The sequence below is a fragment of the Agrobacterium sp. SUL3 genome (assembly GCF_001263295.1).
GTDB classification, from domain to species: domain Bacteria; phylum Pseudomonadota; class Alphaproteobacteria; order Rhizobiales; family Rhizobiaceae; genus Agrobacterium; species Agrobacterium tomkonis.
The window spans coordinates 67,954-84,804 of sequence record NZ_KQ414501.1; the positions used below are offsets into that span (position 1 = coordinate 67,954).

The following is a 16,851-nucleotide window of genomic DNA, read 5'->3' on the forward strand; positions in this document are numbered from 1 at the left end:
ATGTGGATGATTTAGGATAAGGCGCGGGAACATGTACCAGTCATTTGATGTCATAGTTATCGGAGGCGGCCATGCCGGCAGTGAAGCCGCTGCCGCCGCCGCCCGACATGGTGCAAAAACCGCCCTCGTTACCCATAAGCGTGAGACGATTGGGGTGATGTCCTGCAACCCTGCGATTGGCGGTCTTGGCAAAGGACATCTGGTTCGCGAGATTGATGCACTGGACGGTTTGATGGGCCGGGTCGCTGACGCTGCCGGTATCCAATTTCGCATGCTCAATCGTAAAAAAGGCCCTGCGGTTCGAGGACCTCGGACTCAAGCTGACAGGCGGCTTTACCGCGAGGCGATGCGGCGTGAAATCGACGCGATTGAAAATCTGACGATTATTGAAGGTGACGCCTTTGATATTGAAATGGTGGATGATCGGGTCTCCGCCGTTATTATGGTGAATGGTAGCCGGATTCCGTGCGGTGCTGCCGTTTTGACCAGTGGAACTTTCCTGCGTGGCCTGATTCATATCGGTTCCGAAAAGATTCCTGCCGGTCGCGTTGGCGAAAAGCCGTCATTGGGTCTTTCAGAGACGCTTTCTCGTCTTGGCTTGGTCATGGGACGGTTGAAAACGGGCACGCCTGCCCGGCTCGATGCTCGCACCATTCACTGGGACGCTGTCGATCGGCAGGGGGCGGATGAGGATCCAGTGCCCTTTTCGTTTATGACGGATCATATTCTCAACCCGCAGATCGAATGTGGCGTGACTCGCACGACGCCGGCCGGGCATAAGATCATCCAGGACAATATTCATCTGTCGGCGATGTATTCTGGACAGATTGAGGGTGTTGGCCCACGCTATTGCCCGTCCATCGAAGATAAGATCACCCGTTTTGGGGAGCGCGACGGTCACCAGATATTTCTGGAACCCGAGGGTCTGGACGACCATACCATCTATCCGAATGGTATCTCGACCTCCCTTCCCGCTTCCGTACAGGAACAATTTATCCGCACAATACCAGGGCTCGAACAGGTTGCTATTCTTCAACCCGGCTATGCCATTGAATATGACTATGTCGATCCGCGGGAGCTCAAGCCCTCGCTTGAATGCCGCAAAATTCCCGGGCTGTTCCTGGCGGGGCAGATCAATGGCACCACTGGTTATGAAGAAGCCGGCGCTCAGGGTCTTGTTGCGGGGTTGAACGCTTCTTTATATGCGAGCAATGCCGATCCGCTCTATTTCAGCCGAACGGAATCCTATATCGGCGTCATGATCGATGATCTGACCTCGAAGGGAGTGAGCGAGCCCTATCGGATGTTCACCTCTAGAGCCGAATATAGGCTTTCCCTGCGGGTGGATAATGCCGATTTGCGGCTAACGCCAATTGGCCAAAGCGCCGGCATTATCGGTTCCAAGCGCGAAAAGCGCTTTGAGGCATTTATTGCTGATCTGGAATCGGGTCGTGAGCTGATGAAGGCAACTACCATCAGCCCCTCCCAGGCGGCAAAGCAGGGATTGAAGCTCAATCAAGATGGCCAGCGACGTTCCATTTATGAATTACTCGCTTATCCCGATATAACACTGGATATCCTCACGCAGCATTGGCCGGAGCTGGAATCGCTTCGGGGTAAGGTTGCAGAAACTCTGGAAATTGAAGCGAGCTATGCGGTTTATATGCAGCGGCAGAGCGCGGACATTGTTGATATCAAACGGGACGAAGATAGAAAGATCCCGGATGATTTTGATTTCCAGAGCCTGTCAGGTCTTTCCAACGAACTTAAACAAAAGTTGGAAAAGGCTCGTCCCGAGAACATTGCGCAGGCGGCGCGTGTTGACGGTATGACGCCGGCTGCGATATCCCTGCTGCTTGCCCTGCTGCGTAAAAGTTCTGCCGGGCAAGGCGAAAAATTGCGCATGCACCAATAGCGAGTCGGATTATGAAGATAAACGGCCAGAGTGTTTCACGTGAAACACATGAGAGGCTCGAGCACTTTGTCGAGCTTTTTAAGAAGTGGAATAAAACCACAAATCTGGTCGCGCCCTCCACTCTTACAGAGCTTTGGAGTAGGCATGTTGCCGACAGTGCCCAGATATTCCAGCTGTCTCCCAAGACACAGAGATGGGCTGACTTAGGCAGCGGTGGTGGTTTCCCCGGCGTTATTACCGCTATTTTTCTTGCGGAACTAGGCGATGGTTGGGTGGATCTGGTCGAAAGCAACAACAAAAAGGCTGCATTTTTGCGGATTGCCCTGAAGGAAACCGGGGCGAGAGGCAGTGTTCATCCAATAAGGATCGAAAAAGCACCCGAAATTGTCAAAACCTGCGATGCGGTTTCTGCGCGGGCGCTCGCCGAGCTTGATCTGCTTTTCGACTACATACATCCCTGGGCGCAGAATAATCCCAATCTCAAGGCATATTTTAATAAAGGCCGGGATTATGATTCTGAAGTGCAGAAAGCGCATGGTCGCTGGCAGTTTGATCTGGTAAAACATCAGAGTGCCATTGAGGCAGATTCTGTTGTTCTTGAAATCAGCAACCTCACTTTGAGACGCTGACAAGCTGGCCAGGTGCGGCATGACTTTTGAAATAAACCGGATTATCGCAGTCGCAAACCAGAAAGGTGGCGTTGGAAAGACAACGACGGCCATTAATCTGGCAACGGCACTGGCGGCTATTGGCGAGCGCGTATTGATCATTGATTTGGATCCGCAGGGCAATGCCAGCACCGGGCTTGGAATTGACCGCAAGGAACGCAAGTTTTCATCCTATGATCTTCTGGTGGGCGATCACACCATTAGTGAAGTTGCTGTTCCGACGGCAGTGCCAAATCTCGACATCGTACCATCGACCATGGATTTGCTTGGCTTCGAGATGCAGGTTGCCAATGTTTCCAACCGCGTCTTTCTGTTGCGTGCGGCCATGGAAACGCAAGAGGCAAGAGACTATTCCTATATTCTCGTCGATTGCCCGCCCTCTTTCAATCTTCTGACCATGAATGCCATGACAGCCGCCCACTCTGTGCTTGTGCCGCTGCAATGCGAATTCTTTGCTCTCGAAGGTCTTAGTCAGTTGTTGGATACTGTCAGCCAGATCCGCGGCTCGGTTAATCCGCAGCTTGATATACAGGGTATCGTTCTGACGATGTTCGATGCGCGGAACAATCTTGCGCAGCAGGTTGTTACGGATGTACGTGCCCATTTGGGTGAAAAGGTTTACCACACGCTCATTCCGCGTAATGTTCGTGTGTCAGAAGCGCCGTCTTATGGTAAACCCGCAATTCTTTATGATCTGAAATGCGCCGGTAGCCAGGCCTATTTGCAGTTGGCATCGGAAGTGATTCAGAGAGAGCGGCTGCGAAAAGCCGCCTGACGTCTGCCGGAATGTATGGAGTAATATCTTATGAGTGATGATCTTTCCAAGCGTCGACTCGGGCGTGGTCTTGCTGCATTGATCGGCGAAATGGATCAACCGATGCCGGTGGGCGAGCCGCAGCGTACCGTCAATGCTGACCGCACCATTCCGATTGAATTCATCGCTCGCAGCCAAAGAAACCCAAGGCGTCATTTTGACGAGAATGAATTGCAGGATCTGGCCGCATCCATTCGCCAGCATGGAATTGTTCAGCCTGTGGTCGTGCGGACGGTTGCGATCAACCGTTACGAGATTATTGCCGGTGAAAGACGCTGGCGTGCGGCGCAACTGGCTGGCTTTACCGATGTGCCTGTCATCGTTCGCGATGTGGACGACCGCACTGCGCTTGAGTTGGCCATTGTCGAGAACGTACAGCGTTCAGACCTGAACCCACTTGAAGAGGCGATGGGTTATGAACAGCTGATCGCCGAACATGGCTATACCCAGAATGATCTCGGCGAGATTATTGGCAAGAGCCGTAGCCATGTTGCAAACAGTCTCCGGCTTTTAAAGCTTCCAGATCCGGTACGGGATATGCTCGCAGACGGTTCCCTGTCCGCGGGTCACGCGCGGGCGCTTGTTTCAACGTCTGATCCGGCAAATCTGGCGAGAACGATCGTCTCCAAGGGATTGTCGGTGCGTGACGCCGAGCGTCTGGCGCAAAACGACATTAAGTCACAGGGCGACGTTGCGGAGAAGCGACCGGCGGCTGAGAAGGATTCTGATACGATTGCGTTGGAGCGAAGCCTGTCGGACGCCCTGGGGCTTGATGTAAAGATCAACCACAAGGGTGGTTCCGGGCAAATCCGCATCGGATACCGCACGCTTGAACAGCTGGAAGCGGTCTGCCGACTTCTGGAACAAAAATAGTCAACTATTTGTTTTAGTTGATAAATACCCGCTTTTGGCGGGTATTTATGTCTGGTGCGGCTCAAAAGTCGATTGCGCGGCCTTTTATTTCATAATCACCGAAACGAACGGGTTCGGCACCACCGCGGCCGCCTGTTTCCGGCGGCAATTGAAGCTCTGCCTGTTGTTGACGTCGTTCTTCGGCTTCTTTCAGGGCGCGTTCCGCTGCCGGCGATAGCCGTCTCGGCGTTTCCGCGCCGTTGTCATTATCCGCATCTTGCATGAGAAATCCTCCCTATGACGGGATATTGAAATATGTTTGGCGTTTACCAGATTATATAATCAAGCGGGGTTTATAAACCCCGCAATGGTTGCTGATGAACGACAAGGAGATTTTAACGGATGAACATGATGCGCACGGCAATGCTTCTGGCCTTCATGACGGCATTGTTCATGGGTGTCGGTTTTCTGATCGGCGGCAAGGGCGGCATGATGATTGCCCTTCTCATCGCTGCGGGTATGAACCTCTTCTCCTATTGGAATTCGGATAAAATGGTCCTCTCCGCCTATCGCGCGCGGGAGATTGACGAGGCCAATGCGCCCGAATTTTTCCACATGATCCGCGATCTTTCGCACAATGCCGACCTACCGATGCCGAAGGTGTATATTTACGACAGCCCCCAGCCCAACGCCTTTGCGACGGGACGAAACCCGCAGAACGCCGCTGTGGCGGCCTCTACGGGTCTGCTGGAGCGTCTAACCCCGGAAGAAGTGGCTGGCGTCATGGCCCATGAGCTGGCGCATGTGCAGAACCGCGATACATTGACCATGACGATCACCGCCACGCTGGCGGGCGCCATCTCCATGCTCGGCAATTTCGCTTTCTTCTTCGGAGGCAACCGTGAAAACAACAATAATCCGCTCGGCTTTATCGGTGTGCTGGTTGCGATGATCGTTGCGCCGCTCGCCGCAATGATGGTGCAGATGGCGATCAGCCGGACGCGGGAATATTCCGCCGACCGCCGCGGCGCGGAAATCTGTGGTAATCCGCTATGGCTTGCCTCGGCGTTGCAGAAAATCTCCGGCATGGCGCAGCAGATTCACAATGACGATGCCGAGCGCAACCCGGCAACGGCGCATATGTTCATCATCAATCCCCTCTCCGGTGAACGTATGGACAATCTCTTCTCCACGCATCCGAATACGGAAAACCGCGTGGCGGCGCTGCATGCCATGGCGCAGGAGTTTTCCCCGCGAGCATCGACGCCGCCGCCATCGGGTGATAGACCTCTGCGCAAATCAGGCTCCGTTCCCAATACGGGACGAAGCAACGAAAACGAGCGCAAGGGACCGTGGTCTTGACATCCGATATTCAGAATAAGCCGGCCCGGTCCAGAAAACCGAGACCGGGACAAGCGAGACCGGGACAAGGCGGGGGCCGTGAAGACGGCCCTTCGTCTTTCGAGGACAAGCCAGGCCTTGCTGCGCGCATCGCCGCGACCCGTATTCTCGCTGCCGTTCTGGAAAAGAAGACTTCGCTTGATGGCATGCTGGATAGCGAAAACGGCAATCCTGTCTATCGGGCGCTTTCCATTGCGGACCGGGCGCTGGTGAGAGCCATCGTCAACAGTGCGCTTCGCCACCTCCCCCGCATTGAAACGGCACTATCGATGCTGCTTGACGGGCCGTTGCCACAGGGTGCGCGATCGCTGCACCACGTACTTGTCGTCGGCGCAGCGCAGATGCTCTATCTCGATGTCCCCGATCATTCCGCTGTCGATCTGGCGGTGGAACAGGCCCATCGTGACCCGCGCAACAAGCGTTTCGTGAAGCTGGTCAACGCCGTTCTCAGAAGGCTTGGCCGGGAGAAAGCGGAAATCGAACAGGCCATTGCCGACGTACCGGTGTTGCCGGACTGGTTCTATGCGCGGCTTGTTTCCGCATATGGCAATGAAGTGGCGCAACGGATTTCCGAAGCGCAGCTGACACCGTCCTCCATTGATCTTACAGTCAAGGCTGATCCGGCCCTGTGGGCGGAGAAGCTGGGCGGCACGGTTTTGCCAAATGGCAGTGTGCGCCTTGGAGATTTCGAAGGGCAGATTCCCTCGCTTGAAGGTTTTGCCGAGGGCGCCTGGTGGGTGCAGGATCTTGCCGCCAGCATGCCGGTGCGGTTGCTGGGAGATATTTCCGGCAAACGTGTCGCCGATCTCTGTGCAGCCCCCGGCGGCAAAACGGCCCAGCTTGCGCTGGCGGGCGCTAAAGTGACGGCGCTGGACCAGTCCGGCAATCGTCTGCGGCGCCTCAGGGAAAATCTCGACCGGCTTGGCCTCCATGCCGAAACGGTGGAGGTGAACATGTTGAAGTATCAGCCGGAGCTGCGATTTGACGCTGTTCTCCTGGATGCGCCGTGTTCGTCCACCGGCACGCTGCGTAAACATCCCGATGTCTGCTGGACGAAGGATGAAACGGACATTGCCAAACTTGCGGCTCTTCAGGGCCAGATGTTGCGGCATTCGCTGACATTGGTGGGTTCTGGCGGTATCGTGGTGTTCTCCAACTGCTCGCTTGATCCTTCGGAAGGCGAAGAGATGATCGCGCAGGTTCTCGCGGAAAATCCAGATGTGGAGCGTATTGCCGTTCGCAAGGAAGATTGGCCGGGAATGGAAGCGGCTGTCAGCCCAGAGGGTGATCTGCGCACGACGCCGGATATGTTCGGCGGTGTCGACGGGTTTTTTAGCAGTGTCTTGCGTAAGAAGTAGAAAAAAGCGAAGCTTTCGCGAATCATTGATATTTATCGATAATGTTCCGGTCATCACGGTTCACTGATAAAAACAAAACATGTGAAGCGGGAAACACAGCTTGTTAGGGTCCTTTGCAGGCAGCATGAATGCGGCCGGTCTTCTTTCACGGATGGCGTATCGTCATCTGTGTGTCGGCCTTACACCTTTGCGCTTGCATGTCTCGCGGTTTGCCAACCGTGTGCCCGATGGTCTGGTAGCGGCACCGACGGATTTGAGGGCAATCGATCCTTATTTTGCCGAGGAATTGCTGCGCGGGCGGATTGCGCTTGCCGGTCGCGTCGTGGAAACCGGCGGTCTTTCGCCTTTTCAGGTGGATTATCCCTCGCTTGTTTTTGAGGAGCGGCTGCACGCCTTCGGCTGGTTGAGGCATATCCGCTCCGACAGGTCGAGTGAGGCTTGCAAGCGGGCGCGTCGCATTGTCGCCGAATGGATTGCCCTGAACGGCAGGCGCGTTACCGGGACAGGCTGGTCGCCGGAGATTACGGCGCAGCGGCTGATTGCCTGGCTGTCCCATTCTCCCGTTGTTTTATTCGAGGCCGATGCTGGCTTTTACCGCCGTTTCCTCAAAAGTCTCGCTTTTCATGTGCGTTATCTGGACAGGATCGTCAAACACGCGCCGGATGGCGAGACGCGGCTCAGGATCAGGATTGCGCTTGCGATGGCCTCCATTGCCATGCCGACACGCCTCTCCCGTATCACCCGGCACGGTATGAAGCTGGCTCAGGAAATGGAACGCCAGATTCTGCCCGATGGCGGGCATGTGTCCCGTAACCCGCGGGTCATGCTTGATCTGCTGCTCGATCTCTTGCCGCTTCGGCAAAGTTATATCAATCTTGGCCACGATCTGCCCTCCGGGCTGGTGCCGGCGATAGACCGGATGTTTCCGGCAATCCGCTTTTTCAGGCATCAGGGTGGCGACCTTGCACTATTCAACGGTGCGACGGCGACGCTTGCCAATGAGCTTGTCTCCGTGTTGCGTTACGACGAAACCGCCGGTCGGCCGTCGAAAATGTTGCCGGATGTGAATTACCATCGGCTTGCGACAGATGAGACCGTCATCATCGTCGACACCGGTTATCCAGGCTCGGCGGAGCTTTCCCGTAATGCCCATTCGGGTTGCCTGTCTTTTGAAATGTCCTGCGGCAAGAACCGGTTCATCATCAATTCCGGCTTTCCGAAAAATGCAGCCCCGGAATATCAGCGAGCCAGCCGGTCAACGGCCGCCCATTCCACCGTCACGCTTGCAGATACCTCCTCTTGCAGATTGTCGCGCTCCAGGCTGCTTGGCCCTATCATGATTTCTGGCGTCAGCCGGGTGGATAGCGAGCGTGGAACTGATGGAAACGGCAACGACGTCCTGCGGGCGTCGCATGATGGCTATCTGCAAAACTTTGGCTGCTATCATGAGCGGGAAATCGAGTTAAATGCGGCCGGCACGAAAATTAAAGGCCGTGACCTGCTCAGAGCCGACGAGAGTACGACGAAGACACAATTGCAGTCGATCTCGGCGGTTTCGCGTTTCCATATCCATCCTCATATTCAGTTGTTCCAGCGGGATGAGGAGTCGGTTTACCTGGAGGCGGCTGACGGAACCACCTGGCTGTTCTCGGCGCCGGGTCTGGAGGTTTTCGTGACCGAAGATGTGTTCATGGCCGATGCATCCGGCATGCGGCCTTCGCAACAGATCGAGTTGCCCTTCAATCTCGCCAACACGCGGGAAATCCGCTGGATCATCGAACGCAAGGCCTGAGCCGTATCTCATCCGTAATCCGGGCTATTTCGGACGAAAACTGCTCATGGATTTCGTCCTCCGTCATCCCTGCTGTTTATTAATCCGGTAAGCTGTGTTAACGCGGCGGCAATTGCTGGATCAATTCCATTTCAGCCCGTCTTCCCCGTCAAACGGAGTATGCCCGATGGCCGTCGTGTCCAAAAAAATCCCCGCCCCCGACAAAGTCAAAATCCGCACGGCGCTTCTTTCCGTGTCCGACAAGACTGATATCCTCGAGCTGGCGACGGTTCTGTCAAAGCTCGGCGTCAAGCTCCTGTCGACAGGCGGTACCGCAAAAGCCATCGCCGAAGCGGGCTTGCCGGTGACGGATGTTTCCGACGTAACCAATTTTCCTGAGATCATGGACGGCCGCGTTAAGACCTTGCATCCCAACGTGCATGGTGGGCTTCTGGCAATCCGGGATGATGCGGAACATGTCGAGGCGATGAAGGCACATGGTATCGAGGCGATCGATCTTTCGGTCATCAATCTTTATCCCTTCGAGGAAGTTCGCGCCAAGGGCGGCGATTATCCGACGACGGTCGAAAACATCGATATTGGCGGCCCGGCGATGATCCGCGCTTCCGCCAAGAACCATGCCTATGTCACGGTCGTCACCGATCCTTCGGACTATCCGGCACTGGTTGAAGCCCTGCAGGCTGATGACGGCCAGACGTCTTATGCGCTGCGCCAGACATTTGCCGCCAAGGCCTATGCCCGCACGGCCGCCTATGACGCGGTGATTTCCAACTGGTTCGTTGAAGCGCTTTCCATCGAGACACCGGGTTACCGTGCCATCGGCGGGACGCTGAAGGAAAAGATGCGTTATGGCGAGAACCCGCATCAGAGCGCCGGTTTTTATCTGACGGGCGAAAAGCGCCCCGGCGTCGCAACGGCGACGCTGCTTCAGGGCAAACAGCTTTCTTACAATAATATCAACGATACGGATGCAGCTTACGAGCTGGTGGCGGAATTCCTGCCTGAAAATGCGCCGGCAGTCGCCATTATCAAGCATGCCAACCCTTGTGGTGTTGCAACTGGTCCGACACTCGCCGAAGCGTACCGGCGGGCACTGGCCTGCGATTCCGTTTCTGCCTTTGGCGGCGTCATCGCCTTGAACCAAACGCTTGATGCGGAAACGGCGGAAGAGATCGTCAAGCTCTTCACCGAAGTCATCATTGCACCTGACGTCACCGAAGAAGCAAAGTCCATCATTGCCCGCAAGCCGAACCTGCGTCTGCTGACCGCTGGCGGCCTTCCGAATCCGCGTGCAGCCGGCATCACCGCGAAGACCGTGTCCGGCGGCCTGCTGGTGCAAAGCCGTGATAATGGCATGGTCGAAGATCTCGACCTCAAGGTTGTCACCAAGCGCGCGCCGACGGCGCAGGAGCTTGAAGACATGAAGTTCGCCTTCAAGATTGCCAAGCATGTTAAATCAAATGCCGTGATATACGCCAAGGATGGACAGACGGCTGGTATCGGTGCCGGCCAGATGAGCCGGGTGGATTCCGCCCGCATCGCCGCCCAGAAGGCGGAAGATGCGGCCAAGGCGCTTGGCCTTGCCGAACCACTGACGCGCGGCTCCGCTGTTGCTTCGGAAGCGTTTTATCCTTTCGCTGACGGCTTGCTTGCTGCGATTGCCGCTGGTGCCACAGCTGTCATCCAGCCGGGTGGATCCATGCGTGACCAGGAAGTGATCGACGCTGCAAACGAGCATAATGTGACGATGGTGTTCACGGGCATGCGTCACTTCCGCCACTAAGTCGCGGACCTATAGTCAGAAATAGTGAAGGCCCGGAAAGTGATTTCCGGGCCTTTTGTTTCACGTGGGACAGTTTTGATTTTTGTTCAGGTGACTGCCCCGACCTGCCACGGCACGAATTCGTTGTCGCCGTAGTCGTAAATCTCGCTGACGGTCTTGTCGCCGGAAGCCACGGCCAGAATATGTTCGAAAATTCGTTTGCCGGATTCTTCTATGGTTTCTGCGCCGGTAACGATCTCACCGCAGTTGATATCCATGTCTTCCTTCATATGTTCATACATTTCGGAATTGGTGGCGATCTTGATGCAGGGCGACGGCTTGAAACCGGAAACCGAGCCGCGGCCGGTGGTGAAACAGATGACGTTGCAGCCGCCGGCGACTTGGCCAGTGACGGCGACGGGATCGTAGCCGGGCGTATCCATGAAAACGAAACCCTGCTCGGTGACGGTTTCGGCAAATTCATACACGGCCTTCAACGGCATGGAACCGCCCTTGGCGACTGCACCCAGTGATTTCTCCAAAATGGTGGTCAGGCCGCCAAGCTTGTTGCCATGGGAGGGGTTGTTGTTGAGTTCGTCGCCATTGCGGGCGGTATAATCCCGCCACCAGTCAATACGCTGCAGCAGTTTTTCGGCGACCGCCGGGGTGACGGCGCGTTTTGTCAGCAGGTGCTCGGCGCCGTAAATCTCCGGTGTTTCGGAAAGAACTGTCGTGCCGCCATTGCGGACAATGAGGTCGGACGCATAGCCGAGTGCCGGGTTGGCGGATATGCCGGAGTAGCCATCCGAACCGCCGCATTCCAGCGCCACCTTCAGCTTCGAAAGCGGTTGTTCGGTACGGCGGGCGGCATTGACCATTGGCAGCATGGCCTTGATCTCGGTAATCGCCGCATCGATTGTCTTGCGCGTGCCGCCGTGCTGCTGGATCGTCATGGTGCGCAGCCGCTCGCCTTCCTCCATCTTGTAATGTTCGAGGATGGGGGCGATCTGGTTGGTTTCGCAACCGAGGCCGATCAGCAGAATACCGCCGAAATTGGGATGACGGGCATAACCCTGAATGGTTCGGATCAGAAGGCGGTAGCCTTCCGATTTGGTGTTCAGCGCGCAGCCGCCGCCATGGGTTAGCGCCACGACGCCATCGACATTATCGAACCCGTCAAGTCCGCCCTGTTTGTTGAAATAATCGGCGATGTAACGCGACACCGTGGCGGAACAGTTCACCGATGCGATGACGCCAATATAGTTGCGTGTGCCCACGCCGCCGAGACCACGATCATAGCCCATGAAGGTGCGGCGTTCGGTTTCCGGCACCATGCCCTTTTCTTCAATATCGACACTGAACTGATGAGCGTGTTCGGAAGGTACCATGGCGAGATTGTGCAGATGCACGTGCCGGCCCGGCTCGATATCCTGAGTGGCGATACCAATCACCTGGCCGTATTTCAGCACCTCGTCTCCGGATTTGATGTATTTCAGGGCCACTTTATGCCCGCGTCCGATCAGTTCGCGAGCCGTCAGATCGCCCCTGCCCGTCGCACCACCGGCCGGAATGGACCGGCGCGCCACCGCAACATTGTCGTTGGCGTTCAGCAAAATGGTTGCCTCGGAATTCTCACTCACGGGTTTTCCTCCTCCCGGTATATTGCCTGCTATGTTTCTAACTCAGCTTTCGACCCAGCGCCGTTTGGAGCCTTCAAGATGGGTATGAATGGCCGCCTGCGCCAGCAGTGGATCCTTGAGTTCCAGAGCTGCCAGAATGGCTTCGTGCTCCTGAAGCGCATGGGTCCAGGTATCCCGATCCTCGAATTTGACCCGCAACTGGGCTGAAATGGGGCTGTGTCGTTCGTCGAAAAGACTCGCCACCAGCCGTGTGAGGACGCTGTTGCCGGATTGCTCGGCAATGGTGACGTGAAACAGCCGATCCTGATCCAGAGGCTTACGTCCCGCCTCGATTTCCTTCTGCATGGTATTCAGGATCTGGCGAAGGCTTGAGATCGTTTCGTCGGTCATGCGGCTTGCCGCCAGCACGATGGTCGCGCCTTCCAGAGCCGCGCGCGCCTGCATCAGCTCAGAGGGGCTGTCGCCCAGCGATTTGGTGTGGTGGGTTGTCTGGAGAGCCTCTGTCGAGACATAGACACCGGAACCCATGCGAATTTCAACAGTGTTGTCTATTTCAAGCGCAATCAGCGCTTCTCGCAACGAGGGTCTCGATACACCGAGTTTCTGCGCCAGTTCCCGTTCGGCCGGAAGCCGTGTTCCAGGCAGAAACTCACCGAGATCGATGAGTTCACGTATTTGGTCCGCTATCTGCTGATAGAGCCGGCGTGGTTCCGCTATTTTGGCCTGACCATTCATATGTTTTTCGATGATCCCTATCTGCAATCTCTATTTGGCCTTACCGTAACGCCAAGCGTATCAATACGCAAGAAATTACTTAAATATAAGAATTTACAGTATTATATCGGATCTTCGGCGATGAAGATTCCGCGCCATTCAAAGGCGTATTTCAAATTTCGCCCTAATTGGCTTGACCATTCCAGAAAACCGGCCTAACCATTTGGCCTGTTCAAGGCACCCCGGTGGAGTGGGGAGCACGAGTGGGAGGTTTCCAGATGTCGCAGGGCGCATCGACAATTCGGGGCGATTTTTCGCCTGAGGAGACGGGCGCGGAGCGTTCGGCCCTCCTGCGTCTTGAAAACATCAGCAAGGAATTTCCGGGCGTCAAGGCGCTGTCGAATGTGCATTTCGATCTGCGCAGCGGTGAAGTGCATGCTGTCTGCGGCGAGAATGGCGCAGGAAAATCGACGCTGATGAAAATCATCAGCGGCGTCTACCAGCCCAGCGACGGCACGATCCTGCACAAGGGCGTGAAGGTGCAATATGCGTCGCCGCTGGAGTCTGAAGCGGCGGGCATCGCCATCATTCATCAAGAACTCAATCTGGTTCCGCATCTTTCCGTCGCCGAAAACATCTATCTTGCCCGTGAGCCGCGCCGCGGTTTTCTCGTTGACCGCAAAAAGCTGCGCCTCGATGCCAAACGCTGTCTCGATCGGCTGGGAGTCGATATCGATCCCGACCAGATCGTGCGTGGCCTCTCGGTCGCCCAATGTCAGATGGTGGAGATCGCCAAGGCGCTCTCTCTTGACGCTGAAGTGCTCATCATGGATGAGCCGACCTCCTCGCTAACCGAGCAGGAAACGCGGCTCTTATTCAAGGTCATTCGCGATCTAAAGGCATCCGGTGTCGGCATCGTCTATATTTCTCATCGTCTGGATGAAATGGCCGAGATCGTCGACCGCGTGACGGTCTTGCGTGACGGGCGTTATATTTCGACCGACGATTTTGCGTCGATCACCGTTGACGATATCGTCACGCGCATGGTCGGGCGCTCACTGGAAGACAAGTTTCCGGAGCGCACATCGAAGCCCTCTGAAGATATCATCTTCTCTGCCGAGGGATTGACGCGCGCGGGCGTGTTTCAGGATGTCTCCTTCTCGCTGCGGCGCGGCGAAATTCTCGGTTTTGCCGGGTTGATGGGGGCCGGGCGTACTGAGGTGGCGCGTGCGATCTTCGGAGCCGATGCTCTTGATAGCGGAAAAATCATCTTTGAGAGCCGCGAGCTTTCCATCCGCTCACCGCAGGACGCCATCAGGGAAGGCATTGCCTATCTGTCGGAAGACAGGAAGAGCGATGGTCTCGCCATCAAGATGTCCGTTGCCGCAAACACCACTCTTGCCAATATTGGCGAAGTTTCCAACCGTTTCGGGTTGATCGATTTCAAGAAGCACGACGATGTCGCCAGACGTTACGTCGATCTTTTAAATATTCGTACACCTTCCATCCAGCAGACCGTGCGGCTGCTATCGGGTGGCAATCAGCAAAAAATCATCATCGGTAAATGGCTGTTCCGGCAGTCGCGTGTGCTGTTCTTCGATGAGCCGACGCGCGGCATCGATGTCGGCGCGAAATTCGCGATCTACAAGATCATGGATGAGTTGGCCGCGCAGGGCATCGGCGTTGTTCTCATCAGTTCGGAGCTGCCGGAAATTCTCGGGCTAACGGATCGCATCGCCGTTTTCCACCAGGGCCGGATCACGGGCGTGCTTGAGACCGCCAAGACCAATCAGGAAGAAATCATGCGGTATGCGTCCGGTTACGGCCGGGCCGCGTAGTGAGGAACGACATGGCCAATATTGCAGAACCCAAGAAGAGCTTCGCTTTCAGCGACCGCCAAAAGGACATCATCCAGAAATTTGCGGCGCTTGGCAGCCTCGTGGCGCTTGTCGCGGTCTTCTCCGCAACCAGCAGCGCTTTCTTCACCGTCAATAATGGCATGACGATCGCATTGCAGGTCACATCCATCGCGCTGCTCGGTATTGGCGCAACCTGTGTCATCATCACCGGCGGTATCGATCTTTCCGTCGGTTCGGTGCTTGCGCTTGCCGGGGTCGTTGCAGCCCTTGCGGTGAAAGAACTTGGCATGCCGGTGCCAATCGGCATGTTTCTCGGCATTCTGACGGGTTCGCTTTGCGGCTTCATCAACGGCCTGCTTGTCACACGCTTCAAGCTGCCGCCCTTCATCGCCACACTCGGCATGATGCTGATCGCCCGCGGTGTGGCCCTGCAGATCACCGGCGCGCGTGCTGTGTCCGGCCTCGGGGAATCCTTCGGCGAACTCGGCAATGGCGCGCTCTTCCGCATCGTCACTATCGGTGATGACGGCTTTCCGAACGTCGTGTTTCCGGGCATCCCCTACCCCGTCATCCTGATGGTGGTGATTGCGCTTGCGGTTTCCTTCATGCTCAACCGCTCGATCCTCGGCCGTCATATCTATGCCGTCGGTTCCAACGCGGATGCGGCGCGGCTGTCTGGCGTGAATGTCGCCCGCGTTACCAACTTCACCTACATCCTGTCCGGAACTCTGGCTGGACTGACGGGCTGCGTGCTGATGTCACGCCTCGTCACGGCCCAGCCGAATGAAGGCGTGATGTATGAGCTGGATGCGATTGCCAGCGCCGTCATTGGCGGCACGTCCCTGATCGGCGGTGTGGGCACAATTTCCGGCACAGCCATCGGCGCCTTCGTCATCGGTATCCTGCGCAACGGTCTCAATATGAACGGCGTCTCCGCCTTCACACAACAGATCATCATCGGCCTCGTCATTCTGGTCACCGTCTGGATCGACCAGTTGCGCAACCGCCGCTGATCAAGGGCCTGCGGACCCTTTCCGCAAAAAAGATCGGCAAGGGGAGGCCCGGTATGCCGACATCATGGAGGAAGAAATGAACAAACTTGCGACCGCCCTTCTGACATCCGCAATCGCGCTGTGGAGCGTTTCCACCGTGCAGGCCGGCGAAATCGCCGTCATCGTCAAGACCGTCAATTCCACCTTCTGGCAGAACGTTCAGAAGGGCGCCGATGCGGCGATGAAGAACTCTGCCGGCAACACCATGACCTTCCAGGGTCCGGCTGCCGAATCTGCGATTGCCGACCAGGTCAACATGGTTGAAAACGCCATCAACCGTAAGGTCGCCGGCATCGTTCTTGCCCCTTCCGATCCGGATGCGCTAGTTCCGGCCGTCAAGAAGGCCTGGGAAGCCCGTATTCCCGTGGTTCTGATCGACTCGCAGCTGGCGAGCGGCTCCGAGCAATATTACCAGTCGTTCCTGGCGACCGATAACAAGAAAGCCGGCGAACTGGCAGCGCAGGCGCTGATCGACAAGGTGGGCAAGGAAGGCAAGATTGCCGTCATGTCTTACGTTGCCGGTGCCGGTTCGGAAATCGGCCGCGTTGGCGGTTTCACCGATTACATCCAGATGAATTCCAACCTGAAGATCGTCGGTCCTTTCTATTCGCAGTCGCAGATGGCGACCGCGCTGAACCAGACCACCGACGTTCTGGCCGCCAATTCCGATCTGAAGGGTATCTTCGGCGCCAATGAGCCGACGGCAATCGGTGTTGGCCGTGCGCTTGCCCAGACCGGCAAGGCCGGCAAGGTCGTTGGCATCGGCTTCGACGGCAATCAGGATCTTCAGGGCTTCGTCAAGGATGGCACACTGGCCGGCATCGTCGTTCAGGGTTCCTACCAGATGGGTGAGAAGGGCGTGGAAACCATCACCAAGCTCATCAACAAGGAAAAGGTTGAGAAGTTCGTCGACACCGGCGTCGTTGTTGTCACCAAGGACAATGTCGACAAGCCGGAAGCCAAGAACGTTCTTTATTGATGCATGATGGCGCGCCGCTTCACGGTGGCGCGCCTTTTCAAATAA

At 56.3% G+C, this 16,851-nt stretch carries 14 protein-coding genes; 11 read left to right on the top strand and 3 right to left on the bottom strand.

Going from position 1 to position 16,851, the window contains the following annotated elements:
* Positions 1 to 31 precede the first annotated feature (31 nt).
* The 4 genes from mnmG to AKG12_RS09725 are packed head-to-tail and all read left to right on the top strand — an operon-like array spanning position 32 to position 4,270.
* A complete protein-coding gene (mnmG, locus tag AKG12_RS09710; RefSeq protein ID WP_052818647.1) occupies positions 32 to 1,915 on the top strand; it encodes a tRNA uridine-5-carboxymethylaminomethyl(34) synthesis enzyme MnmG in 1,884 nt (627 codons plus the stop codon).
* Positions 1,916 to 1,926: 11 nt separating this feature from the next.
* A complete protein-coding gene (rsmG, locus tag AKG12_RS09715) occupies positions 1,927 to 2,544 on the top strand; it encodes a 16S rRNA (guanine(527)-N(7))-methyltransferase RsmG (RefSeq protein WP_052818648.1) in 618 nt (205 codons plus the stop codon).
* Between the two features lie 19 nt (positions 2,545 to 2,563).
* Entirely contained in the window at positions 2,564 to 3,358 is a 795-nt protein-coding gene (locus AKG12_RS09720) for a ParA family protein (protein WP_052818649.1), read from the top strand.
* A gap of 30 nt (positions 3,359 to 3,388) precedes the next feature.
* Positions 3,389 to 4,270 carry a ParB/RepB/Spo0J family partition protein gene (locus tag AKG12_RS09725; protein WP_052818650.1) on the top strand — a complete coding sequence of 294 codons (882 nt, stop codon included), beginning with the start codon at positions 3,389 to 3,391 and terminating at the stop codon, positions 4,268 to 4,270.
* 61 nt (positions 4,271 to 4,331) lie between these two features.
* Here AKG12_RS09725 and AKG12_RS09730 read toward each other — a convergent pair whose 3' ends face one another.
* A complete protein-coding gene (locus AKG12_RS09730) occupies positions 4,332 to 4,532 on the bottom strand; it encodes a DUF1674 domain-containing protein (protein WP_046799694.1) in 201 nt (66 codons plus the stop codon).
* A 119-nt stretch (positions 4,533 to 4,651) separates the two neighbouring features.
* On the opposite strand from AKG12_RS09730, the gene htpX reads away from it, so the two are divergent.
* The 4 genes from htpX to purH all read left to right on the top strand — a co-directional run bounded on the left by htpX (position 4,652) and on the right by purH (position 10,583).
* Positions 4,652 to 5,611, top strand: coding sequence for a zinc metalloprotease HtpX (gene htpX / locus AKG12_RS09735; RefSeq protein WP_046799693.1), 960 nt, complete (start codon positions 4,652 to 4,654; stop codon positions 5,609 to 5,611).
* On the top strand, positions 5,608 to 7,008 hold the full coding sequence (locus AKG12_RS09740; protein ID WP_052818822.1) for an RsmB/NOP family class I SAM-dependent RNA methyltransferase: 1,401 nt from the start codon (positions 5,608 to 5,610) through the stop codon (positions 7,006 to 7,008). Before htpX ends, AKG12_RS09740 begins: the two co-directional genes overlap by 4 nt.
* Before the next feature lie 124 nt (positions 7,009 to 7,132).
* Positions 7,133 to 8,800 (top strand): heparinase II/III family protein, encoded by a 1,668-nt coding sequence (locus AKG12_RS09745; protein ID WP_052818651.1) that lies wholly within the window; start codon positions 7,133 to 7,135, stop codon positions 8,798 to 8,800.
* Between the two features lie 166 nt (positions 8,801 to 8,966).
* The gene (gene purH / locus AKG12_RS09750) at positions 8,967 to 10,583 is read left to right on the top strand and encodes a bifunctional phosphoribosylaminoimidazolecarboxamide formyltransferase/IMP cyclohydrolase (protein WP_052818652.1); all 1,617 of its coding nucleotides are present in this window, start codon (positions 8,967 to 8,969) and stop codon (positions 10,581 to 10,583) included.
* Between the two features lie 86 nt (positions 10,584 to 10,669).
* Here the strand turns inward: purH and AKG12_RS09755 are convergent, their stop codons facing one another.
* A complete protein-coding gene (locus tag AKG12_RS09755) occupies positions 10,670 to 12,202 on the bottom strand; it encodes a UxaA family hydrolase (RefSeq protein ID WP_046799689.1) in 1,533 nt (510 codons plus the stop codon).
* Between the two features lie 42 nt (positions 12,203 to 12,244).
* Positions 12,245 to 12,937: a FadR/GntR family transcriptional regulator gene (locus AKG12_RS09760; RefSeq protein WP_046799688.1), complete on the bottom strand. Its 693-nt coding sequence runs from the start codon at positions 12,935 to 12,937 to the stop codon at positions 12,245 to 12,247.
* 257 nt (positions 12,938 to 13,194) lie between these two features.
* Here AKG12_RS09760 and AKG12_RS09765 point away from each other — a divergent pair, with 257 nt between their 5' ends.
* From AKG12_RS09765 to AKG12_RS09775, 3 genes are all read left to right on the top strand, one after another.
* A complete protein-coding gene (locus AKG12_RS09765; protein WP_082178783.1) occupies positions 13,195 to 14,754 on the top strand; it encodes a sugar ABC transporter ATP-binding protein in 1,560 nt (519 codons plus the stop codon).
* 11 nt (positions 14,755 to 14,765) lie between these two features.
* Positions 14,766 to 15,788, top strand: coding sequence for an ABC transporter permease (locus AKG12_RS09770; RefSeq protein ID WP_046799687.1), 1,023 nt, complete (start codon positions 14,766 to 14,768; stop codon positions 15,786 to 15,788).
* Between the two features lie 76 nt (positions 15,789 to 15,864).
* Positions 15,865 to 16,806, top strand: a complete 942-nt coding sequence (locus AKG12_RS09775; RefSeq protein ID WP_046799686.1) for an ABC transporter substrate-binding protein — start codon at positions 15,865 to 15,867, stop codon at positions 16,804 to 16,806.
* The last annotated feature ends 45 nt before the right edge of the window (positions 16,807 to 16,851 follow it).